Here is a 22554-nt window from a genome sequence, read left to right as displayed (position 1 = left end):
CTGGAGTTTCTGGTCGCGACTTCAATCGCTTTGCTGACTGCAGGCGGCGTCTATTTGTCGCTGCGCGGCCGCACCTTTCAAGTCGTTCTCGGGCTCACCTTGCTGTCCTATGCCGTAAACCTGTTCCTTTTCGCGGTGGGCAGGCTGGTTGTTGATCGCCCTCCACTTTTCGTCAAGACGGTAACCGAACATGCCGATCCGCTGCCTCAAGCGTTGGTACTGACGGCGATCGTCATCACCTTCGGGATGACGGCATTGGTCGTCATCCTGTCGCTGCGCAGTTTCCTGGAAAGTGGATCCGACCAGGTCGATGGCATCGCCGATGCCAGCCCCCTCGATCGCGAAAGCGAAGACGTCCTATGACGGCGATTGACCATCTCATTATCGCGCCGGTGGTGATCCCTGCTATTGCTGCGCCACTAGCGCTGCTGGCCATGCGAAGCCGCCGGCGGGCGGGTGTTGCAATCTCGCTGATCGGATGCACGGCCATGCTGCTCGCCGCGCTGGCGCTGTTCGGCATAGCTCAGGACGATGTGATCCGCGCGTATCCTCTGGGCAATTGGCCGGCGCCGTTCGGTATCATACTGGTTCTGGACCGGCTGTCGGCGGGGATGCTTGTGCTTGCGTCGGCGCTGGCGCTGCTGGTGATGATCCACGCCATAATCACGGCTGTCGATCGCAAGGGCTGGCATTTTCATTCGCTGTTCCATTTTCAGCTGCTCGGCCTCAACGGCGCTTTCCTCACGGGCGACCTGTTCAATCTCTTCGTGTTCTTCGAAGTGCTGCTGATCGCCTCCTACGGATTGATGCTTCACGGCCAGGGTGCCGCACGATTGAAGGCGGGAGTCGCCTATGTGGTCGTCAATATTGTCGGATCGGCGCTTTTCCTTATCGCCTTGGGATTGTCATATGGCCTGACCGGCACACTCAACATGGCCGATCTCGCACTACGCGTCGCGGCGCTGGGCAGCGAGGATCAAGGACTGACCCGCACTGCGGGGCTACTGCTGCTCGTGGTGTTCGCGTTGAAAGCCGCAATCGTGCCGCTGCATCTTTGGTTACCCCGCACCTATGCCGCGACCACTCCGGTCGTCGCTGCGCTGTTCGCGATCATGACCAAAGTCGGCGTCTATGCGATGATCCGCACTGTGCCGCTAATCTTTGGCGACGATGCCCGCGCCGCGGCGTGGGTGCCAGGGCCTTGGTTGCTACCGGCAGCCGTGCTGACGACGATCGTCGGATTCTTTGGAGTGCTGGCCGCGCGGGCGATGCGCGAGCAGTCGGCATTCGCGATCATCGGATCGACCGGAACGTTGCTGTTGGCAGTTTCGGCCTGGACGCAGGCGACGACAGCAGCGGCGTTATATTATCTGGTTCATGCCACGCTTGCAGGCGCGGCGCTGTTCCTGGTCGCCGACGTGACGTTGCGGCGGCGCGGCCAGTATAGCGATGCCACCGTGCCAAGCCCCCGCTTCGCCGGACAGCAAACAGCGGGCCTGTTGTTCCTGGCAGGGGCGATTGGCGCGGTCGGCTTGCCGCCATTGTCCGGCTTCGTCGCCAAGATTTTTATCCTCCAGAGCGTCACTTTGACCTCAGGCTGGCCATTGACCTGGGCGGTAGTGCTCGGTTCGACGATGATCGGCGTGATCGGTTTCGCGCGCAGCGGTAGCGCCATCTTCTGGAAGACAGCTTCCGATGATGCCGCGGCGATTACCTGCCCAGAGCGATCAGATGCGGAGTTGATTGCGCCGACCGCGCTGATTGCGCTGCTGGCCCTATTGACGCTCGGCGCCGGCTGGGCCACCGGGCAGGCGGAGGCAAGCGCAGCACAGATATTCGCACCCCAGCGCTATATTGCGGCGGTGCTTACGGGACGGCAGCGATGATGAAACGCATTTTGCCCCATCCCGCCTTGTCGATACTGCTGCTGATAGTCTGGCTGTTGATGGCCAACAAAATCACTGCCGGCGGCATGGTGCTCGGAACGCTGTTTGGCCTGGTTCTGCCGAAATTTACCGAGCCGTTCTGGCCGTCACGACCGCAAGTGCGGTTTGGTGGCGCGTTCGTGGCGTATATCGGCATCGTGCTTTTTGACATCGTCCTCGCCAATTTCCAGGTGGCATGGCTGATCCTGTTCCGGCGCAATCGCGATCTAAGGTCGCGATGGCTGGTGATCCCGATGGACCTGACCACCCCGGAGGCAATTACAGTGCTTGCTGGAACAATCAGCCTGACGCCGGGCACCGTATCTTCTGACGTATCGGCGGACGGATGCTATCTGCTGGTCCACGCGCTTAATGTCGCCGATGAGGCGGCCGAGATCGCGCGGATCAAGACCCGGTACGAGACGCGCCTGCAAAGGGTGTTTGCATGATCACCATCGCGCTTTCAATTGCGGTCGTAGCGGTTGCGCTGGCGCTGTTGTTCAATGGCTGGCGACTGTTCAAGGGACCGGCGTTGGGAGACCGCATTGTTGCACTCGATACGATGGTCATCAATGCCATTGCGCTGATCGTGCTGATTGGCATGGTGACTGGCCGCAATGCCTATTTCGAGGCAGCGTTGATGCTGGCGATGGTCGGCTTCGTGAGCACCATCGCTTATTGTAAGTTCATTCTGCGGGGAGACATTGTCGAATGAGCAATGTCGTCGATTTCTTCGTGGCCGCGCTTGTGCTGGTTGGTGCGGCTTTTGTGCTGATCGGCAGTTGGGGGTTAGTACGCTTGCCATCAACGATGGAGCGGCTCCATGGCCCCACCAAGGCCACGACCCTGGGGCTGGGCACACTTCTGGCCGCATCGATGGTCTTCTTCCAGGCACGACTTGGGGTCTGGTCGGCCCATGAGCTTCTCATCTCGTTGTTCTTGTTCATCACGGCCCCCATTTCGGCAAACATGATCGCTAAGGTCCATCTGCATCGGGAACAGACCGGAGCGACTGGGGAAACGCGTAGTATTGCCGGACCACCACCGCGTCCGCCGGGCGAAAGCGATTGGGCGACGTTCGAGGCACCTGAACAAAATACCCGAGGCTCGACGGCGAACACCTGAGAGCCTACACCCGTAGGGCGCTGGTAGTCACACCTTTCCAATAGCCAACAATCCGCTCACAATTTAAGATTCGCCGATCCGAATTGTTCGCTTAAATATATGGGCGAGTTTTGGAACGCACCGCCAAGTCGCCGCGTTCGCTGGATATACCCAGACAATCACTTGTAACGTGGGAGCTTACTGTGCGCGTCCTTTCCATAGCCTCCATATCGATTGTTGCTGCGCTTGGGGGTTGTGCAAAGGAGGGCAATTCTCGCGTGGGCCAGGCCTCGATGTATCGAAATTACAACTATAATCGTCCCGACCCGACATATGGGAACTATGATGCCGGCCGCTATTATCGCGACGATCGTCGGTACCGCGAACGTCGGCTTGGGCGGAACGAACGCGTCTACCGTGGCCAAGATGGACGTTATTACTGCCGTCGGAGCGACGGTACGACCGGATTGATCATTGGCGGAGTTGCTGGTGGCATCATTGGAAACATCATATCTCCTGGCCGATCAGAGACACTTTTAGGCGCGGCGGGTGGCGCAGTTGCGGGGCGGGCAATTGACCGGGGCAACAACCGCGACGTCCGTTGTCGTTGAGCAGTATTCCGCTCCTAGAGTGTGATTGGCATCGCGCTCGGGCATAGCCCACACTTCGGCATCTCGACACTTCGAGGGCAAAGACGCCCGCGGGTTGAAGCAGTTTAGCGACGCTTAGCGCATAATTTAAAAGGTCGATTGAGCGAGCGCGGGTTGCCTCACCGCTAATCGACGATCCTTGCAGTGTGACAACCCCGATTACGCTAGGCGACCGCTACAGCGCTCAGGGAAATAGACCATAGTGCCCATAAACGCCCATCCCATAAGAACGATCAAAAGACGGCATAGCATTCCGGGCAAAACTTGGGCCCGTCTCCAATGCTTCTTTCTTTATTCCCACGACGTAGCCGTCCAGTCGTTCATCATAGCGAAGAAGTTTCCAGGGCAGAGGATGATATCGCTCGCCGATCCCAAGAAATCCGCCGAATGACATAACGGCATATTCTACTTGGCCGCTATATTTGTCGATCATTACATTATGGACCGTACCAATTTTTTCATCCTGAGCATTATATACCACGGTGCCTTCGACTTTGTCGGATGCGATGGTCCGATCAGTCTCTTCCTTGGGCAAACGGTCAGCGATATCCTCAGGATACTCAGATCTAGTGACAGTCATTACGTGTCCTTTCTGGTTTTGGGTAGCCACGTCGCGCTCCCGCGTACCTCGATATCGCTCTTCCCATCCGCTCAGCGGTGCCGCGGACGAAGGGAGAAAACAATTCGAGCGATGTGGACTCATCTCGGGCGAATAGCACCGCAATGAAAATTTAACGGGCTGGGGCTCGAATTGTTTCATCAGCGGTAAATTTAGATCCCTTTGGTTTTTATTCACGGTTAGATTGGATCCTTCCGCGGTGTGCGACGAATGACATGGATAAAAGCCTAAGTGGCTCGGTAGGCGAAGACGTGGACGACGCTCCGCTAGCTCACTGAGGCTCGACGACTTTTCGTCCGCCAGCTTAACCTTGAATCGTCCAGAATCACTGAATCTTTGGCCATTTAATATCCAGCTTTGCGCAACTCGTGGCCATTGCCCATTGCCGAACGCATCAAGCTTTCCGGGTCTGTTTCGCATGCACGAGATTTGGTAAAAAGCTTTCGCGGCCCGCCATTCCGGATGCTCTCGCATCGAATGAACAATTGTCAGTTGCGTGGGAACAAAAAGCATCAAAATAGGGTTAACATTCATAGAATTCAGGGGCGTTCCCTTTATTCTTTCTCGGACTTCACCTGGCTGCCAACGATGTACCCAGTGTACAAAGACTGGAGTTCTGAGGGGTCGGCGACGTTCTTTCGGCCGTAGGCGTCACTGCTCGCAACGTCGGCGGCATTGGGCTTATGCTGATGATCGTTCGCGTTCAGTCCCACTAAAGCGTTACGCCCATGCGTCTCATCGTCAAAAATCTCAGACGTCAGCTTGCCACGAGTAAGCAGTTAAAGCGTGTTCGAACTGGCGTATGCTCATCTTCGAGGCTCTGAAAGCTTAAAGTCGGGGAATGAGATGAACCAGGCCGACACGAAAGCCCACACGCCTGGAGAACAGTGGATCGGTCGAATTTAGTATCGCCGTCCTCAATCATAGGAGCGTTCAATGAATAATGAGATCACAGCAGTTTTCTTTAGCCCGGCTCAAGCGGCTAAGGCCGTCGATGCGCTTCAGGCTGCCGGTGTTGAAAAAGACGAGATATCCTTGCTGTCAGGGGCAGGAGGGCCACGACATCTCGTCGTTTCGGACAAAACGCGATTTGTCGAATATGCCGCAAAGGCCGCCGCCATTTGCGGGGTAGGGGGAGGCGTGCTTCTTGCGATGGCCGCCGTTACCGCTTTGGGAGAAGAATACGGATCAGTTGGCTTGCTGGTGATGGGACTGGCAGGAGTGGGCGCGGGTGCGCTCCTCGGAGCCATTTGCGGTGGAATGGCTGGGTTGACGCAAAGGAAGTTTGAGCTTGCGTTCGAGGACAGTAACCCCGCCGAGAAAAGAACGATCGTCGTTGGTGTAGATACGCGCAGGCACGAGGCCAATCAAATTCGGGATTCGATCAAGCGTTTCGGTCCAAGTCGAATGGCATAGACACCTCTATTTGGTTTTGGTCGTAGCCACATCAAAGGTTCCCGGCAAGAAACCTTCGCGAATGAATGTCGGCTGTCTCAAAGTGCCGTTGAGTCCCCGGCGGCTAGCCGCGCCCTGATTTTACCGAAACATTCGGAGCTAGCTCATCATAGATTCATCGTCGGCAATGCTTCCGTTAGGATCGTTGCTGGCCCTAAGCAACTGTTCGGTAGGAGGTTCAAATGGATTGGCATGTTTGGATCGAACAACTGGGTATTCCCATTCCGGTTTCGCCTGATATTGGATCACTTATAGTCGCCGCTGTCTTGATCGCGGGAGCCCTTACGATCGGTTGGTTTGCTGCGCGCCGGGCAGGTCCAGTGCTGACAGACCGAATCCTCAGGCTCGGCGGGAACCCTGAAAGCGTAAATTCGCTGCTTATCACGACCGTTATCCAATATTCCATTGTCGCGCTGATCCTGATGATCGTGGGGAATGCAGTGCCACTTGGCGCCCTCGCTTTGATGCTCCTTGCGGTCGCGCTGGGCGCAGCGATTGGCCTGCTGGTCTATGCCCTTCTGAAAGCGTTCGGCCTTCAAAGGGGGCCGGCAGTGGCGTTCGCGCTGTCTGCGTTGGTAGCAACCACAGCCGCCACTTTGGGGGGAATGAAGCCACTCGTTGATGGACTTGACGAGGTAGGCTTCTCAGTCGGTGTGAGGCGCTTTTCTCTCCTTGCCGTCATCAACGCCGTAATGATCGTGTCGATCTTATATGTGCTCGCAAAAGCTGCGAACCGGGTTCTCTCACACCTGATCAGCCGCACAGGTGGGCTCGATATTTCACAACGCGTACTCGTTCAAAAGCTCGCGGGCATTGCGGTGATCGTCATCGCCGTATTGATAGGGATTGATCTGTTAGGGGTCGATCTGACTGCACTGACTGTTTTTTCCGGTGCAGTCGGTCTCGCTGTCGGCTTTGGTCTACAGAAAACGTTCGGCAACCTTATCGCCGGTTTGATCCTGCTGATGGACCGGTCCGTCAAACCAGGAGATGTCATCGTCGTCGGCGAAACATTTGGTGCCGTCAGTAAGATTGGGGTGCGGGCTGTTTCGGTTGTTACGCGTGACGGCAAGGAACACCTCATCCCCAATGAGCAACTTATGACTGAAGCTGTGGAAAACTGGTCTTATTCAAGTCGCAATGTGCGCGTGCATGTCCCGGTCGGCATCAGTTACTCTAGCGATCTTGCTCTTGCCCAGCGGCTAATGATGGAGGCAGCCGCCGCCGTTGAGCGGGTCCTTGTCGATCCTAAGCCGTCGGTCTGGCTCAAAGCGTTCGGTGACAGCTCGATCGATCACGACATTCTCATCTGGATCGCTGACCCGGAGCTAGGTGTCGGAAACGTAAGGTCTGAGATTCTTAACAGAGTATGGGTCTTGTTTTCAGAGCACGGTATCGAAATTCCGTTCCCTCAACGCGACATTCATATTCGGTCCGGAGCAGCGATACCGGCATAGCGGCCGTTCGCGTGGCATCGGCGCCCGGTCCGTAAAAGATGCTCACGCAATACGTCCGGCGTTAGTTAGCGGACATGCCATGCATGCGCTGCGGTTCTCCGTCACGTCGCCAATAGCGGAACTGGCTGACCGCTGTGCGAGGTCTGGCTATCGGCACGGTGTATCCACACCTCATCTGCAGGCTCAGCGGTGCATTTGCTTAGCACTGCGCTTCACACATATGCCGAAGAGGGTCGTCGTGAACCTGATCATCTGTAGATACGAAGCCGCCCGGTGAAAACCACGTGCGCAATCAGCCTATCTAAGCTGGATGGCCTATACTCCCTTTTTTCCGCCATCCTCTCGCCAGCCCGTGATACAGTCTCTCCTTGCATACCAAACTCGACACCGTTTGGGCTATCAACGCAACGGTGAAGAGCGGCAGGATCAATCCCCTGCTTGCAGTGGCTTCCACGATAATGATCACGGCAGTGAGTGGTGCCCGAACCACGCCGGTGAAGTAAGCAACCATCCCCAGTAGGACAACCGCACCGCCGGGGTCGTCGGGGAAGCAAATGCGCAAGATCTCACCGAAGCCTGCCCCTGCGGAGAGTGATGGTGCGAATATTCCTCCAGGGATGCCTGAAATAGCAGTCGCCAATGTCGTCATGAGTTTAGCAGGTCCGTACCAGTAGGGCGCATTGGTCCCGTCTATAATGGCATGTGCAGCTGAATATCCCGTACCCCACGTCAAGCCTGTGGCTACGCCTATCACTGCAACGAGCACTCCACAGCAATACGCCCATGCAACCGGGCGAGTCTTGAAAAACGGCAGCCACCTGTCTCGATGGTCGGAAAAACTTAACATCGCTCGTGCAAACAGACCCCCAAAAAGTCCGCCGAGAACACCGGCTACAGGGGCGATGCGCGCGACGGCATCGATAGGCAGAGTCTCGCGCACAACCCCGAAATACAGGTAATCGCCAGCCAGCCCCAAACTGACCATGCCGGCAATGAGGATGGCAGTCATGACGAGCAAAGCGACACGCTGCTCATAAGCGTCGGCCAGTTCCTCAATAGCGAAAGTGACGCCTGCAAGCGGCGTGTTGAACGCGGCCGCGACGCCTGCGGCTCCTCCTGCGATTATCATAGAAGATCGCATCGGTACCCGCAAAAGGCGATGATACATTGCCATTATGGCAGCGGAAATCTGGACCGTAGGGCCTTCGCGGCCCACAGACGCACCGGTCAGCAGGGCAGTGACCGTAAGAACAAACTTAATCACAGCAGCGCGGCCCGATATGAGGGAAGAACTCGCCGCCTTAGGGTCGTGAACGGATGCGATAACCTGCGGAATGCCAGAACCCGACACTTCAGGAGCAAAGCGAAGCACCAGTGCCACCAAAGCGGCAAATCCCAAGGGTGTGACGATAAGAGGCAGCCACCAGGCGGCATGGACAATTCCGTCAAAAGCGGTGCTGGCATCATCGGATAAGCGCGCGAACAAAAGAGCCATCAAACCAATGGACACCGCGCCCGCCCCCATCGCCAGCCGCCGCCGCCAAACGGGTGCTGCGGGACCGTGCCGCCTTAGTAATATTCGGGCACGTCGAAAATTGCGTGCAAAACTCGATACCTTCTGAGCCACCCATGGGACCTTTGTGGAAAGCGATTCTCTAGCAGCACGTTTCTTGCCTCTGGGTTGATCCCGGCGACGGAACGCTTTAAAAGAGTCGTGATACGATATATTGGCGTGGTCCGGATCGCCGTTCTGGCGGAGGAATGCAAGCTATTCCGATATACCCGGAGCAAGTCGGGGGCTTCCTTTGATGGAGCCGGACTAACGACCAACGTCGAATCAGAAATATCGCTGCATCGGCCATTGCCCCAATTCGGATAAATTCATGATCATTTTAGCTGCTGGAATTCTGGTATCCGCATCGTCGTCGGTTGGCGCGACGATGTCGACACGCGCAGCCATGTCGGGTGACGCTGTCGGCACGGAAACATTCACACCTGTCCAAATCCAAAGGTATGTAGAGGCTTTGATAGGGATCAGGACAATACAACGAGGGGCCGATGTCAGGTTGCGTTCTCTCCCGCAATCCGAGCGCCAAAAAATAACTGAAACGGCCGAGGAACAAGCGCGGGCGATGGTTCGCCGCACCGGGCTAACAATCGCAACCTTCAATGCCTTGAGCTAGCGCGTCGAACATGATCCGTCATTGGCACGCAGAGTTCGCCAGATGGCAATGAACAAAATGATGGGAACGTAAGTAGTCAGATGCGAATGAGATGATCGATACGATTTTATCGCACGTTTTATTTTTTAAGGATTTCAAGTGTGAAGGACGTTTTGGAACGCATACCAGATTGGGCTGAAAACACCGCAGCCACCGCTCTTGTTATAATAATTTCTGTTACGCTCGGTCTATGTATTCACAAGCTTATCTGGAAAATCGTAAGACGATTTGCGAGAGGAAGCCGTAATCGGATAGACGACATCGTTATTCTTCGCCTCAACAGGCCGGTTCGCTGGTCGCTGATAGTACTGATCATCGCTGTGGCCGTACCCATAACGCCATTTGGCCGGATAAGCGCACCCATCCTGAGCCAGGTGGCAGGCTTTGTCGTGCCACTTCTCTTCGGATGGTTAGCGTTAGGCCTGCTAAACGTGTTGAGGGATGCAATAGAGGCGCGCGCCGATATCACGGCGTCAAATAACCTGGCTGCACGTCGGCAAAGAACGCGCGCGGGCATCCTCACGCGCATCGGCAGCTTTCTGATCATTTTCCTTACTATTTGCATGATGCTTCTGAGTATTCCCGGTGTCCGCAGTATCGGCGTGACATTAATGGCATCGGCTGGTCTTGCTGGGCTGGCGGTAGGTGCCGCCGCCCAACCCGCACTGAAGAATCTCATTGCTGGAATCCAGATGGCGTTCAGTGAGCCAATCCGGATAGACGATGTCGTTATCATCGAAGGTGAATGGGGCCGGATCGAGGAGATCAGGCTGACCTACGTTGTGGTGCGTATCTGGGACGACCGCAGACTGATTGTCCCGGTGAGCAAGTTCCTTGAGGATGCGTTCCAGAACTGGACGCGCCAAAGTAGTGCGCTTCTAGGAACAGCATTTCTCTATGTTGACCCTACGGCCAATGTGGCGAAGTTGCGCACCCAACTTCGGTCAATTGTGGAAGCCAACGAGAATTGGGACGGACGTGTGGTGGGACTTCAGGTTACGGATGTGACGCCAGACGTCATGGAATTGCGCGCGTTAGTCAGTGCCGCTGACGCGGGAAGCGCCTTCGATTTGCGATGCGAGGTTCGCGAGGCGATGATGGCGTATCTTGGGCAGGAGGCGGTGAGTAGCTTGCCACGCAGACGCAACGAAATCGTAGGAAGACCAGGAGAATGGTCTGAAATGCAGGGAGCAACGACGAGGTACGGTTCGAGCCAATCCTGAGATCGAGCGTGTAATGCCATCCCCGAGCGGCTAGATGCTTTCCATAGGTTCACGGCCCCGCACAACTATGTCACTCGAGGTCTGAGCCGCAAGCTTACTCAAGGGCTCGCCGAGCTGATTGATCACCCCGGCAATAACAAGGAGCATTGCTGCAGCAGTCCAAAGGCTTACGAACCGATCTTTCATGTGCTCCGCTTGCTGAGGCGAGTGCAGCCATATCTGGCTCGCCACTCCTTATCCATCCCGATAGTAAATCGTGTTACGATGTAACTAACCGCACAAACCTGCTAAGGTTTCATAGAAATGACAGATATTACGCCGCTCGATGATGCCGGCTATGAAGCGCTATCCGACTTTAGATATGAATTGCGTCGCTTTCTCGCATTTGCCGAAGATAACGCCCGGGAGAAGGGATTAACTGTCCAACAACATCAGCTGCTTTTGGCAATAAGGGGGCATTACGCTGGAGACGTTTCCATTAATTGGGTTGCAGAGCGACTGTTGATCAAACCGCACAGCGCTAGCGAATTGGTCAATCGGCTCGAGTCACGAAGCTTGGTGATCCGCTCGCGCTCCGAACATGATGGACGCAGGGTCTGCTTGCGGCTGACACCATTAGCCGAGCAAATCCTTGCTGAACTATCCAGCGTGCATCGCTCGGAGATCGAACGTATCCAGCCATCCCTACTGCGGGCGCTTCGTAAGCTTTCACGACCTAAGTCGACCTGAGCGAGATTTACGCGCCGTATCTTCATAACGCGCCCCACCAGGAAGTCGCATCCGGCGCTGTGCGCGGTTAAAAGTGTTTTAGGGTTCGCACGTGATGGTCGATATCTATCGCCTCAAGGGTAAGCGCTAAAATACCCCCACCGGGCGGCGCTAAGCGGCCTGATCGATGACAGCACTGGCGGCGGCGCGACTATCTACCCAGTTGTAGGGGAGCAGATCATCGATCGGATCTGCGTCGCTGCGCAGGACGATACGGGCGAGGACATCGGTGAGGTAGTCCTGAGGGTTGATTCCGCCCAGCTTGCAGGTTTCGATGAGGCTGGCGAAGGTCGCCCAGTTTTCGCCCCCCAGATCATGACCTGTGAACAGGGCATTTTTACGCTGAAGGGTAAGCGGCCTGATTGATCGCTCGACTGTGTTGTTGTCCAGTTCGATCCGCCCATCCTCAAGGAAGCGGACGAGACCTTTCCAGTGGTTGAGGGTGTATCTGATGGCCTCAGCCGTATTGGAGCTTCGGAGCAGCTTGGGCAGCATTCCCTCGAACCAGGGCAGCATATCCGCGATGATCGAAGCGGATTCAGCCTGGCGGACCGCCAACCTGTGTTCGGGGCTGGAACCTCGGATACGCGCCTCGATCTTGTAGAGGCTAGCGATCCGCCGCAGCGCTTCATCGGCGACTGGGGCGTTGCCGCCCTTGGTATCGTCGAAAAAGCCACGCCTCACATGCGCCCAGCAGAAGGCGAGCGTTCCCGAGCCGCCTTTACGGTCCGGCGCTTCGATATGCTTATAGGCGCCATAGCCGTCGCATTGGACAATGCCGGTGAAGTCGCCAAGCAACCTTTCCGCCCAGACTTTCCCGCGACCCGGCATGTAGGTGTAGACAACCGCCGGTGGATCGGTGCCGCCATGCGCGCCATCATCACGTGCGATCGCCCAAAGATATCCCGTCTTCACCTTGCCGGTGCCGGGGGCCAGGACCTTGGCGGTGGTCTCATCGACGAACAGCCTCGCGCCCGTCAGCAGATCGGCTTTCATCCGGTTGGTCAGGCGCCCGAGCCAGCCCGCAGCTCGGCCTGCCCAGTTGCACATGGTTCCCCGGTCGATCTCGATACCTTGACGCCGAAGCGCCTGTGCCTGCCGATAGAAAGGCATGTGATCGGCATATTTTTTGACGAGGACGTCGGCGATCAGCGCCTCGGTGGGCAGGCCGCCTGGCACTACATGCTTGGGCGCGGGTGCCTGGAACACGCCATCGCTGCAGGCGCGGCACGCCATTTTCGGGCGGGACGTCACGATCACGCGATACTGGACCGGGATGACGTCAAGCCGACTCGATATGTCGCTGTCTATGCAGTGTAGCGCGCCTCCGCAGCAGGGGCATTCCTTCTCGCCTGGAAGGATCACTTCCTCAACGCGGGTCAGGTGCGCCGGCAGCGACGCCCGCGCTGTCCCGCTTTCCCTTCGCGCCCGTTCCTTCTTCTGACCTGCCGCCTGCTCGCCAAGCGCCTCCAGTTCAGCACGGGCGACGTCAAGATCATCGAAGGCAAGCGCCAGCTGATCTTCGCTCAGCTTTTCCGACCGTTTCCCGAATGTCGTGCGGGTGATCTGGTCGATGATATGCTGCATCCGAGCTTCACGCTCGAGGCCGGCCAGGACCATCGCCTTGAGGGTGGCGACATCGTCAGGAAGGTCGGCTGCGGTGGCGGACATGCCCCATTTCTGGCAGTTTTCGAGTGGACGGCAACGCTATTTCGACCAGAAGAATCAGGCGTGCGACCTATAGTGTCGTCACCGGAACCTGGGTGCGCGGCATGTGCATTTTCGACCATTGCAGCCCTTCGAACAAGGCCGACGCCTGGGACGCCGACAGTCGCATCACGCCATCGTGCGCCCGTGGCCAATGAAAGCCCCCGGTCTGCAAGACCTTGCTCACAAGTACCAGGCCGGTGCCGTCCCAGACCAGCAGCTTGATCCTGTTCGCCCGCTTCGAGCGGAAGATGAAGACCACCCCCGAGAAAGGCTTGAGCCCGAGTTCATGCTCGACCAGCGCCGCCAGGCTGACGGCACCTTTCCTGAAGTCGACCGGCTTTGTCGCTACCATCACCTTGAGCGGTCCTGGCGGGATGATCATTCCGCCCGGCTCACAGCGGCGAGCACCCGGGCGATATGATCCTCGCTCGCACCTGGCGGCACATGGATCGCAAGGGCGGCCGTGCGGATCACGATCTCATCGCCTCCACCATCAGCAGTGCCGGTGCCGCCTGCATCTTCAATCACCGCAGGGACAAAGCCCAGCTTCTTGCTGGTCAGGCGCTTGCCCGGAACGCTGTCATGCCGCCAGGCATAGAGCTGCTGTGGCAGCAGTCCATGTGTGCGCGCAATTTCCGCGATGTTTGCGCCGGGTTCAAAACTCGACGCGATGATCCGGGCCTTGGCCTCGGCCGACCAGCGACGCCGCATCGGCCCTGCTGGGATGACGTCCATACGCGAGGGTCGATGACCCTCCTGCCTTTCGAAACCTGTTTCGAATGTTCTTACATCATCGGTCACTACGATACCCCTCGGATGAGGGGCAAAACATAGCCAGATTAGCGCTTACGAAAATGTGGGGAGGTTTTCGCGCTTACCCTCAAGGGCCTTCTGAAAGCAGACAACCTCGGGAATCGAAGGGCCGACGGATTCATGTTAACCATCCGACCTCGCGATTTTAAATGTTCCGTATGGATGACCGTGCCCCTTACTTGCTAGGCAAGCGAGCGTTTTGCTGACTGCTTCCACACGTGCCCCAGATCAATGCTTCATGTTTGGCCGGTCTCGAGAACAGGTTGAAGCACAGTCTCTCGCCGGAAGGCCAGTGTTCGTCACAGTTCCGCCAGCCACGGTCACAACTGGGAACACCAGCGAATTTCCAATGATAATAACTTAAACGTTCACCGAACCACCAACTTCAGCCCAGTATTGGTAAGAGCCAGGGCAAACCGTGCATCCGGACGCGGTCTATGCGCAACGTTCACACACTTGTGTTCATGGCGTTTCCCGATCGCGATTTTTGCTCAGACCGGCAACTGAATTGTGAGGATTTCGCAAGGTCCCTCTGCCACGATCGCTATTTGGCTTTCATCATTGAGAGCAATGGCGTCTCCGGTCTCGCACCATATTCCTTCGATCCGCGCCTGACCGTCTAGGACGGTGACATAGGCGAGGGGGTATTCAAGCCGCCAATCGACCAGTTCGCTATCGGCGAGGGTAAGGATTGATGCTTGCGCTCGACTGAGGGGCGTCAACGCTAAGAATTTAACGCGTGAACGCGATGTACTGATCGATGCGGCGTGCCGCAGGTTGTCGTTCCCCGTGCCGGAGAACAACGCACCGGCTTCCGACACGTTGACCCAGATTTCAGTATAGGCGGCTTCGGTGTTCTGGACATTGGCGATGCCATAGTCCCCACCCAACCCCATAGTGAGAATGGCGCATCCGCCGTTGGCAAGCCGCAATTTTCGGTCGCCGCACTGAATCTCGATTTCACCTGCCTCGGCAAGGATGATCACCTCCATGCTACCAAGAAAGTTAGGGCTACGCGCAGCGCCCGGTTCCAGCCGAACGTGGTTCAAGACACGCAGATTGCCCCAGTTTAGTCGTTCGGCTGATTGATAGCGTCCGTAACAGAAGTGGTGGATGCTGCGCACACCATTGAAAATGGTAGTGCCCATATCTTTTGCAGCTCGTTTTTCTAGCATCTGACATCTCTTTTTGTGTTGCCGGACATGTTGAGATCCGCCGGCTTTGTCGAAGTGTGCACCCGACTGATCTAGGTCGCCTAAATATCATCCGGTGCAGCGCAACTACTTGGCGGCGCCGTCACACGGCGGCGCGCTCGGCTTACGTGAAATCATGCGGCAGGCAGCAGGCGCGGCATTTCCGGGCGGGATGCATGAACTTAAATTTCAGAATGTGCGCTTCGCCTCTGCACCAGGATCGCAGCGCAACTAATACCAGGACCGAGTCGCTCAAGTTTTTGCATGTCGCTCTGCTGGCCTAGCGGCTTGCAAGTGTCTAACCAAAGATTGAGCCGACGTCGGTTTGGCGAAAGCTCTTCAATTCAATTCGTCATATCACTTCTCTATAAGCTCCCCAGCTTGCATACCGCTACCGATAGTTTAAATCGGAATGACAGGGACTTTCCGATAGGTTTAATCCATCGTTGAACAATCCTCTCATTCCTTCAGTCGCAATAGTCGCGGTTGCTGATCACGGTCATTTCGGACGCGCCGCCAGTTCGCTGCACGTTTCTTTGCCCACGCTGGGCATGCAGCTTTGCAAGCTCGACGATCAATTTGGCGTCAGGCTCGTCGATCGCAGCCACGCCACCGCGCACCTGACAGCAGTTGAACGTGAGGTGCCCTCGCGAGCGTGCAAACGGCTTTTCGATATACGCGACGTGGAAGATATAATTCGGCGCAGCGTCGGCGAACCCATCGGAACAATCCGATTCGACCCTCGGCAAAAAAATGCGGCAAGCAAATTGAACGAGAGATATTACGCGCTATCAGAAGGCTCGCGATAAAATTTCAAATTGTTTGAGGCGGGATGAGCACCACCGTGAATATTTTACCGTTGTTGCAGACAGCCCGACACCGCGTGCTCTGGCATTGTCTCGCGATATTCGCTGCGGCGATTGGGCTGATCGGTTCCACGAGCGGATGGGCCGCAACTTATTATGTCGACTCCAGCGTGGGCAACGACGGAAATGACGGTAGGTCGGCCGCCGCACCATGGCGCTCGCTTCAACGGGTAAGGGACACGCCCTTCCAACCAGGCGATACGATCCTGCTCGCTGCAGGTTCTGTGTGGCGAGAGCCCCTGGTTATTACGCGTTCCGGGCGCAACAATGCGCCAATTTCGGTCCGCGTGGCCGGAGTTGGCCCACGACCGCGGATTGAGGCAGGTGGTGTCGCAGACTATGGCATCGCTATTTTCAATGCAGAATTCGTGGCCATCAGTGGACTTGAGGTCACGAATGACGCGACGCCCGTGAAGCCGCGCTATGGCGTTCTCGTTTCAGCGGAAGACAGCGGCGTCAAGCGCGGCATTCGTATCACCGACATGTATGTGCATGACGTGCGCGGGACCAACGACCGCAAGGATAATGGCGGGATCGTGTTCCGCGCTCTTGGACCGAAACGGGCGACCCGGTTCGAAGATTTGCGGATCGAGCGCAATATCGTCTGGCGCGTCGACAGGTCAGGCATCGCCGGGATCAGCGATCAGGTGACGATAGCGCGATGGTTTCCCAGCGGAAAGGTTGTGATCCGCGATAATCTTGTCGAAGATGTAGGCGGAGACGGCATCGTCCCGCGCGGGACTGACGGCGCGTTTATAGAACATAATATAGTGCGCTACGCGGGCAGCCGAGCGCCTGGCTATAACGCTGCGATCTGGCAGTGGAGCACAGACCACAGTCTTATACAGCTCAACGAGGCGGCGTTTACTGTTACCCGCTACGATGGTCAGGGATTTGATTCTGATTTCAACTCTCGACGAACAACCTTCGTTTACAATTACAGTCATGATAACGCAGGCGGCTTTCTGCTCATCTGTTCTCCGCGCAGAAACAATACCGATAATCTGGGCAATTACGGAACGACCGCACGCTTCAACGTCAGTCGCAACGACGCAGGTCGCATTTTTCAGCTCTCCGGCCCTGTGTCGGATGTGTTAATCAAGGATAATGTCGTGCATGTTGGACAGCAGATCGATGCACAAATGGTCATTGCTACCGAATGGCAAGGTTGGGCAAATGATGTTCGGTTTATCGACAACCGGTTCGCGGTAACAGGCACCGGGCGTTACGGCCATGAGGCGGGACGAAGCGGTCCTGACTATGTGATAGCGCCGGGGTTCTCGCCGGCAGAAAATATCCGGTTCCGGGGCAATAGCTTTCTGGGCCGCCATATCGATCCGCCTACAGATGAGCGCGGCGTTTTCGAGGCAGCCTATGCCGAGCCCGAAGCGGACTGGGCAGTGCCGGTTTTCGATCCTTCCCGCGCAGGCGATTTCACCACCTTTATTCTTCAGCACCGGAGCTGGATGCTAACGATGTTAGAGCGAGAATTGCGCACATCCGTCCGACCGATTCAGCCGAGGATGACGACCTTTGTCGAATCGCGTCGTTAAGTCGTTCATGGTTAGGGAGCCTGCGCGTCGACGCTCTTGCTGAGTATCAGGACCAACATGCTTGCGGCGTGAAAATAGTCTAGGATCCGGCATTGTCCATAGATCAGCACCTGAACGGACGGCAGTTGGTGGCACGTCGCTGTTCGGTTGCGAGCTCAGCAATGTTTAGCGTGTGAATCGGCGTTTAAGCTGATCCCGACCTTAAAGGGCGCAACGATTGTGGACCGGCGTTGAAGTGGGACCCCAGCCCATGCGCAGTCACATTCTGAATCAACAAAAAATTCCGAACTTAGCCGGGTCCCGATAGGCGCCGATCAGGACCCCGGCCCAAGGCTAGTTGTATATGAAAATCAAATCAGTAGGTCTCGTCTAGGTGGGATCCGGCTTCAACGCCAATCTACACGCAAGGGTCGATCTTGGTAGGCGGTAGCTGTTACTTAGCGACTGTTCCCCAGCGATAGGGCTAACGGCAGGCTTTTCTCGTAGTCGACCCTAACCGCGTTAGGCCATTCAAATTAGCCCGCTAAGTCATTAAAAAGTGGTGCGGGGGAAGGGAGTCGAACCCTCAGCCCTAACGTCGGCAAGGCCGCTCGCGAAGGATGCTGACATTTTGCTGACAAAGTATCTGACACTTCCACTGTCAGCAGGCATTCCCGCAAATAAACAACACATGTCCTTGTTTATTAAGGGGAAAATGGTGCTGCCGGGGAGGATTGAACTCCCGACCTCAGCCTTACCAAGGATGCGCTCTACCACTGAGCTACGGCAGCATACCATTTTCTGGCGCACAGAACGGCTCTGCGTACTGCGCGGGAAGCGGGCCTATGGCCTTCTCTGGACCCTATTGTCAAGCGCTGGATTGGCGGACAGCCCCGGCATAACGACTTGCCGGGACAGGCCAAACCCCATTATTAAAGCACGCATGAGTAATGATGAAGACCGCAAGCGTCGGCTTGCGCAGGCGCTCCGCGAAAACCTGAGAAAGCGCAAAGGGCAGGCGCGTGAAAACGGTACAACGCCTGCCCCCAAAGACGAGCCGAAAGACGGCCTATAACGGCGCGCAGGCAGCATCGAGCCAAGCTCGGATATCGCCTTCTACTTGCGGGCCGACGACTTCCAGAACGCGGGCGTGATAGCTGTTCAGCCAGTCGCGCTCCTCCGGCGACAGCAACTGCGCATCGATGAGCGCCTTGTCGATCGGTGCGAACGTTAGTGTTTCGAAACCCAGCATCGCATGTTCGGCATTGGGGACGTCACGTGGTTCCACCAGCACCAGATTTTCGATGCGAATGCCATATTCGCCTGCCTTATAGTAACCCGGCTCATTCGAGAGGATCATGCCCGCGCGCAATGGCTCGTCTGCACCGCCGAATGTCGCAATCCGTTGCGGCCCCTCGTGCACCGATAGGAAGCTACCAACGCCATGGCCGGTGCCGTGCGCGTAATCGAAGCCGTGGGCCCAAAGATGCTGCCGCGCGAGGGCATCGAGTTGTCCGCCACTTGTACCGGTCGGGAAGACCGCGCGGGCCAGAGCAATATGCCCTTTAAGAACGAGGGTGAAACGGGTTCGCATTTCATCGGTGGGCGTACCCACCGCAATCGTGCGCGTTACGTCCGTGGTACCGTCAAGATACTGACCGCCCGAATCGACCAGATATAAGGACCCCGGCTGGATCGGTAGGCTGGATGTCTCGTCGACTTTGTAGTGTGGGCTTGCACCATTGGGACCGAAGGCGGAAATGGTGTCGAAAGACAAATCCTTGAGCTTGCCAGTTTCCTCGCGAAACTCTTGAAGCCTTGCCGCTGCAGTCAGTTCGGTAAGTGCACCTTTGGGCGCTTCGACAGACAGCCAGTGCAGATAACGGCTCAGCGCAGCGCCATCGCGCGCCTGCGCCGCACGGTGGCCGGTGATTTCAGCGTCGTTCTTGATTGCCTTCGCCAGCACTGCAGGATCGCGGAGCGCCAATATTCTGGCGCCTCCTTTGTCCAGCGCGTCGAAAATCGCTGCGACAGCGCGTTCAGGGTCGGCAACGACTGTCTTGCCCGACAGGTCCGCCAATGCATCGGCGAAGTCGGCGCGGTCATGGACGCGCACGGCATTGCCCAGATGCTGGATCACGCTCTCGCCGATCTTTTCGGGTGCGACATAGAGGTCGGCGGTCGCATCGCTATGAACGATGGCATAGGCCAGCGCGACCGGCGTCCGCTCCACGTCAGCGCCACGAATGTTGAAGGCCCAGGCGATCGAGTCGAGCGCGGAGAGCACGACCGCGTCGGCCTTCCGCGTTTCTAGCCAGTCGGCCATGTCCTGCCGCTTGTCGCGCGCGCTCTTGCCTGCATAGATATCGTCGTGCGCGACCAGATGCGCCTTGCTCGGCTCGGGACGGTCGGGCCAGATCGTGTCGACGGGATTGGTGTCCACTGGCACCAGAGTTGCGCCCTTTTCGGCCAAGGCTTCTGTCGCCTGCTTCACCCATGCGCGGGTATGCAGCCAAGGGTCATAGCCTATGCGGCCACCATCGGCGGCATGCTCGCCCAGCCACGCAGCAACGCTGGTTTTCGGGACGCTTTGATACTGCCACAGATTGCCATCGACTTGCTCGCGCACTTGCAGCGTGTAGCGGCCATCGATGAAGATCGCCGCGGCTTCGGGGAGGACCACGGCGCTACCGGCCGATCCCTGAAAACCCGTCAACCAGGACAGGCGCTGCGCATAGGCACCCACATATTCGCTCATATGCTCGTCGGTCAGCGGCACGACGAAGCCGTCCAGACGATCCTTCTTCAACTGTTCGCGCAACGCCGTCAGGCGTGCTTCATAAGTGGACATGCAAAATTTCCCGGTTGTGCGACTTGTATCGTGGGTTACCACCCTAACATAGCCACGCACAGGCAGTTGCGCCAGCGCCGCTGTCAGGACAAAAGGCCCGCATGACAGAAAACACGACGCCTCCAAAGGCACTTACCCGTCCGCACAGCTTTTCGACTCATGGCATAACCATCGAGGATCCTTGGTCTTGGCTCCGCGATCCGGGCTATCCTAAGGTTACGGACGAAGATGTGCTGTCCCATCTCAAAGCGGAAACTGCTTTCTTTGAAGGCGCGATGACGCCGCACAAGGCGCTGACCGACACGCTGTTTGCCGAGATGAAGGGAAGGGTCAAGGAAGACGATAGCTCGGTTCCGCAAAAGGATGGCGACTATGTGTACTGGCGCGCATTCGAAAAGGGCGCGCAGTACCGCAAATGGTTTCGTCGTCCTGTGGGCGGTGGCGCGGACCAGTTGATCCTCGATGAGCCTGCGTTGGCGCAGGACCATGAGTATTTCCGGCTGGGTGCGATGTCCGTCTCCCATTGCGGACGCTATCTGGCTTACGCCATCGACACCGATGGATCGGAACGGTTCGAAGCGCGGATCAAGGATCTGTCGACAGACGAGATGCTCCCCGACGTCATTCCCGGCACGCTGTCGTCCCTGGTATGGACGAGCGACAGCAAGGGGTTGCTCTACAGCCTCGCCAATGAAAACTGGCGGACGGACAATGCGCGGCTCCACTGGCTGGGAACGCCTGTCGAAAGCGATGTCGAGTTGTTCCATGAGGATGACGAAGGCTTTCGTGTCAGCATTGGGCTGACCTCATCGGAAAAGTGGATCGTGCTGGCGACGGGCGATCATGTGACGAGCGAAGCATGGCTGGTGCCCGCCAATGACCCGCTGGCAAAGCCGGTGCTGGTATCGGCGCGGCAGGCAGGGCGCGAATATGATGTCGATGAGCGGGAAGGAACGCTCTACATCCGCACGAACGATACGCATCCCAATTTCCGGCTGGTCAAGGCGCCGCTGGAAACGCCGGACCAGTGGACCGAAGTTATAGGTGCATCGGAACGCTTTTACCTGACCGATTTCACGCTCTTCAAGAATTTCTACGTCACGGAAGGGCGCGACGACGGGCTCGATCAGGTGGAAATCCGGGATTACGATACGCATAGTGCGAAGCGGATCGCTTTCCCTGAAGCCAGCTACTCCGCCAGCCTGGACGACAATCCCGAATATGACGTCAAGGTGCTGCGTCTTGGCTATGAATCCATGGTTACGCCGGACACGATCTACGACTACCATATGGCGGACGACCGGCTGGAAGTCCTGAAGATTCAGGAAATTCCGTCCGGTTACGATGCCTCGCTCTACACGACCGAGCGGCTGATGATCCCGGCGCGTGACGGCACGGACATTCCGGTATCGATCGTCTACCCCAAGGATTTTGCGAAGGACGGCACGGGGCCACTGCATCTGTATGGCTATGGTGCTTATGGCATAGCTATGGAGCCGGGCTTTTCCGCCGGGCGGCTGTCGCTGCTTGACAGGGGCTTTGCCTTTGCCCTGGCGCATATCCGCGGCGGCGACGATCTGGGCCAGCAATGGTATCTGGACGGGAAGCTGGAAAAGCGAACTAACACCTTCAATGATTTCGTGGATGTCGCCAAGGGTCTGATCCAGCGCGACTATACCGCAAAGGGTCGGATCAGCATTTCAGGCGGGTCTGCGGGCGGAGAGCTGATGGGCGCGGTCATCAACAGTGATCCCGATTTATGGGGCGCGGTGGTGGCGCATGTGCCCTTCGTCGATGTGCTGAACACGATGCTGGACGAAAGCCTGCCGCTGACACCGGGCGAGTGGCCCGAATGGGGCAACCCCATTGAGGACAAGGCAGCGTTCGAAACGATCCTGTCCTACTGCCCGTATAACAATGTGAAGGCGCAGGCTTACCCGCCTCTGCTGGTTACGGCCGGTCTCAACGATCCGCGCGTGACCTATTGGGAGCCGGCAAAGTGGGTCGCGCGGCTGCGCGCGACCAAGACGGACGACAATATCCTATTGCTCAAGGTCAATATGGGCGCTGGGCATGGCGGCAAATCGGGACGCTTCGAAAGCCTGCATGAGTCCGCGGAGGAGTTCGCGTTCATCCTCTGGCAAATGGGCATGACGGACTGAAGCT

21 protein-coding genes and 1 tRNA gene are annotated in these 22554 nt (G+C 57.2%); 14 read left to right on the top strand and 8 right to left on the bottom strand.

What is annotated here, in order from left to right; genetic code table 11:
- From QMG56_RS14200 to QMG56_RS14175, 6 genes are all read left to right on the top strand, one after another.
- A complete protein-coding gene (locus QMG56_RS14200) occupies nt 1-363 on the top strand; it encodes a Na+/H+ antiporter subunit C (RefSeq protein ID WP_375713705.1) in 363 nt (120 codons plus the stop codon).
- Nucleotides 360-1886, top strand: coding sequence for a monovalent cation/H+ antiporter subunit D (locus tag QMG56_RS14195; protein ID WP_281822957.1), 1527 nt, complete (start codon nt 360-362; stop codon nt 1884-1886). The genes QMG56_RS14200 and QMG56_RS14195 overlap by 4 nt, the downstream gene beginning before the upstream one ends.
- Nucleotides 1883-2374, top strand: coding sequence for a Na+/H+ antiporter subunit E (locus QMG56_RS14190; RefSeq protein WP_281822956.1), 492 nt, complete (start codon nt 1883-1885; stop codon nt 2372-2374). Before QMG56_RS14195 ends, QMG56_RS14190 begins: the two co-directional genes overlap by 4 nt.
- Nucleotides 2371-2640, top strand: a complete 270-nt coding sequence (locus QMG56_RS14185) for a K+/H+ antiporter subunit F (RefSeq protein ID WP_281822955.1) — start codon at nt 2371-2373, stop codon at nt 2638-2640. The genes QMG56_RS14190 and QMG56_RS14185 overlap by 4 nt, the downstream gene beginning before the upstream one ends.
- Nucleotides 2637-3050 carry a Na+/H+ antiporter subunit G gene (locus tag QMG56_RS14180; protein WP_281822954.1) on the top strand — a complete coding sequence of 138 codons (414 nt, stop codon included), beginning with the start codon at nt 2637-2639 and terminating at the stop codon, nt 3048-3050. The genes QMG56_RS14185 and QMG56_RS14180 overlap by 4 nt, the downstream gene beginning before the upstream one ends.
- A gap of 272 nt (nt 3051-3322) precedes the next feature.
- Entirely contained in the window at nt 3323-3640 is a 318-nt protein-coding gene (locus tag QMG56_RS14175; RefSeq protein WP_281823044.1) for a hypothetical protein, read from the top strand.
- A 223-nt stretch (nt 3641-3863) separates the two neighbouring features.
- Here the strand turns inward: QMG56_RS14175 and QMG56_RS14170 are convergent, their stop codons facing one another.
- Nucleotides 3864-4259, bottom strand: coding sequence for a PRC-barrel domain-containing protein (locus QMG56_RS14170; RefSeq protein WP_281822953.1), 396 nt, complete (start codon nt 4257-4259; stop codon nt 3864-3866).
- A 975-nt stretch (nt 4260-5234) separates the two neighbouring features.
- On the opposite strand from QMG56_RS14170, the gene QMG56_RS14165 reads away from it, so the two are divergent.
- Both QMG56_RS14165 and QMG56_RS14160 read left to right on the top strand, forming a co-directional pair.
- Nucleotides 5235-5714, top strand: coding sequence for a hypothetical protein (locus QMG56_RS14165; RefSeq protein WP_281822952.1), 480 nt, complete (start codon nt 5235-5237; stop codon nt 5712-5714).
- 221 nt (nt 5715-5935) lie between these two features.
- Nucleotides 5936-7210 carry a mechanosensitive ion channel family protein gene (locus QMG56_RS14160; RefSeq protein ID WP_281822951.1) on the top strand — a complete coding sequence of 425 codons (1275 nt, stop codon included), beginning with the start codon at nt 5936-5938 and terminating at the stop codon, nt 7208-7210.
- Between the two features lie 301 nt (nt 7211-7511).
- Here the strand turns inward: QMG56_RS14160 and QMG56_RS14155 are convergent, their stop codons facing one another.
- Nucleotides 7512-8705 carry a chloride channel protein gene (locus tag QMG56_RS14155; protein WP_309298567.1) on the bottom strand — a complete coding sequence of 398 codons (1194 nt, stop codon included), beginning with the start codon at nt 8703-8705 and terminating at the stop codon, nt 7512-7514.
- 388 nt (nt 8706-9093) lie between these two features.
- On the opposite strand from QMG56_RS14155, the gene QMG56_RS23490 reads away from it, so the two are divergent.
- From QMG56_RS23490 to QMG56_RS14140, 3 genes are all read left to right on the top strand, one after another.
- The gene (locus tag QMG56_RS23490; RefSeq protein ID WP_375713701.1) at nt 9094-9393 is read left to right on the top strand and encodes a DUF4168 domain-containing protein; all 300 of its coding nucleotides are present in this window, start codon (nt 9094-9096) and stop codon (nt 9391-9393) included.
- Nucleotides 9394-9533: 140 nt separating this feature from the next.
- Complete coding sequence (locus QMG56_RS14145) at nt 9534-10655, top strand: mechanosensitive ion channel family protein (RefSeq protein ID WP_281822948.1); 1122 nt, start codon at nt 9534-9536, stop codon at nt 10653-10655.
- 303 nt (nt 10656-10958) lie between these two features.
- Complete coding sequence (locus QMG56_RS14140) at nt 10959-11384, top strand: MarR family winged helix-turn-helix transcriptional regulator (protein WP_281822947.1); 426 nt, start codon at nt 10959-10961, stop codon at nt 11382-11384.
- Nucleotides 11385-11534: 150 nt separating this feature from the next.
- Here the strand turns inward: QMG56_RS14140 and QMG56_RS14135 are convergent, their stop codons facing one another.
- From QMG56_RS14135 to QMG56_RS14120, 4 genes are all read right to left on the bottom strand, one after another.
- Entirely contained in the window at nt 11535-13094 is a 1560-nt protein-coding gene (locus tag QMG56_RS14135) for an IS66 family transposase (RefSeq protein ID WP_281822946.1), read from the bottom strand.
- 67 nt (nt 13095-13161) lie between these two features.
- Nucleotides 13162-13515 (bottom strand): IS66 family insertion sequence element accessory protein TnpB, encoded by a 354-nt coding sequence (gene tnpB, locus QMG56_RS14130; protein ID WP_281822945.1) that lies wholly within the window; start codon nt 13513-13515, stop codon nt 13162-13164.
- Nucleotides 13512-13868 (bottom strand): transposase, encoded by a 357-nt coding sequence (locus tag QMG56_RS14125; RefSeq protein WP_281822944.1) that lies wholly within the window; start codon nt 13866-13868, stop codon nt 13512-13514. The genes tnpB and QMG56_RS14125 overlap by 4 nt, the downstream gene beginning before the upstream one ends.
- A 569-nt stretch (nt 13869-14437) precedes the next feature.
- Nucleotides 14438-15094 (bottom strand): hypothetical protein, encoded by a 657-nt coding sequence (locus QMG56_RS14120; protein WP_281822943.1) that lies wholly within the window; start codon nt 15092-15094, stop codon nt 14438-14440.
- A 491-nt stretch (nt 15095-15585) separates the two neighbouring features.
- On the opposite strand from QMG56_RS14120, the gene QMG56_RS23485 reads away from it, so the two are divergent.
- Together QMG56_RS23485 and QMG56_RS14110 are read left to right on the top strand one after the other, a co-directional pair.
- The gene (locus QMG56_RS23485) at nt 15586-15948 is read left to right on the top strand and encodes a LysR family transcriptional regulator (protein WP_375713700.1); all 363 of its coding nucleotides are present in this window, start codon (nt 15586-15588) and stop codon (nt 15946-15948) included.
- A gap of 23 nt (nt 15949-15971) precedes the next feature.
- The gene (locus QMG56_RS14110; RefSeq protein WP_281822941.1) at nt 15972-17558 is read left to right on the top strand and encodes a xylose ABC transporter; all 1587 of its coding nucleotides are present in this window, start codon (nt 15972-15974) and stop codon (nt 17556-17558) included.
- Nucleotides 17559-18253: 695 nt separating this feature from the next.
- Here QMG56_RS14110 and QMG56_RS14105 read toward each other — a convergent pair.
- Nucleotides 18254-18328: transfer RNA gene (locus QMG56_RS14105), tRNA-Thr, on the bottom strand.
- A gap of 278 nt (nt 18329-18606) precedes the next feature.
- The gene (locus QMG56_RS14100) at nt 18607-20388 is read right to left on the bottom strand and encodes an aminopeptidase P family protein (RefSeq protein WP_281822940.1); all 1782 of its coding nucleotides are present in this window, start codon (nt 20386-20388) and stop codon (nt 18607-18609) included.
- A 101-nt stretch (nt 20389-20489) separates the two neighbouring features.
- On the opposite strand from QMG56_RS14100, the gene QMG56_RS14095 reads away from it, so the two are divergent.
- Nucleotides 20490-22550, top strand: a complete 2061-nt coding sequence (locus QMG56_RS14095; RefSeq protein ID WP_281822939.1) for a S9 family peptidase — start codon at nt 20490-20492, stop codon at nt 22548-22550.
- Nucleotides 22551-22554 lie beyond the last annotated feature (4 nt).

The organism is Sphingobium sp. BS19, from assembly GCF_027925545.1.
Classification (GTDB): domain Bacteria; phylum Pseudomonadota; class Alphaproteobacteria; order Sphingomonadales; family Sphingomonadaceae; genus Sphingobium.
The sequence above is the reverse complement of the archived record's forward strand: the minus strand, read 5'-3'. Positions and strand labels throughout refer to the sequence as shown.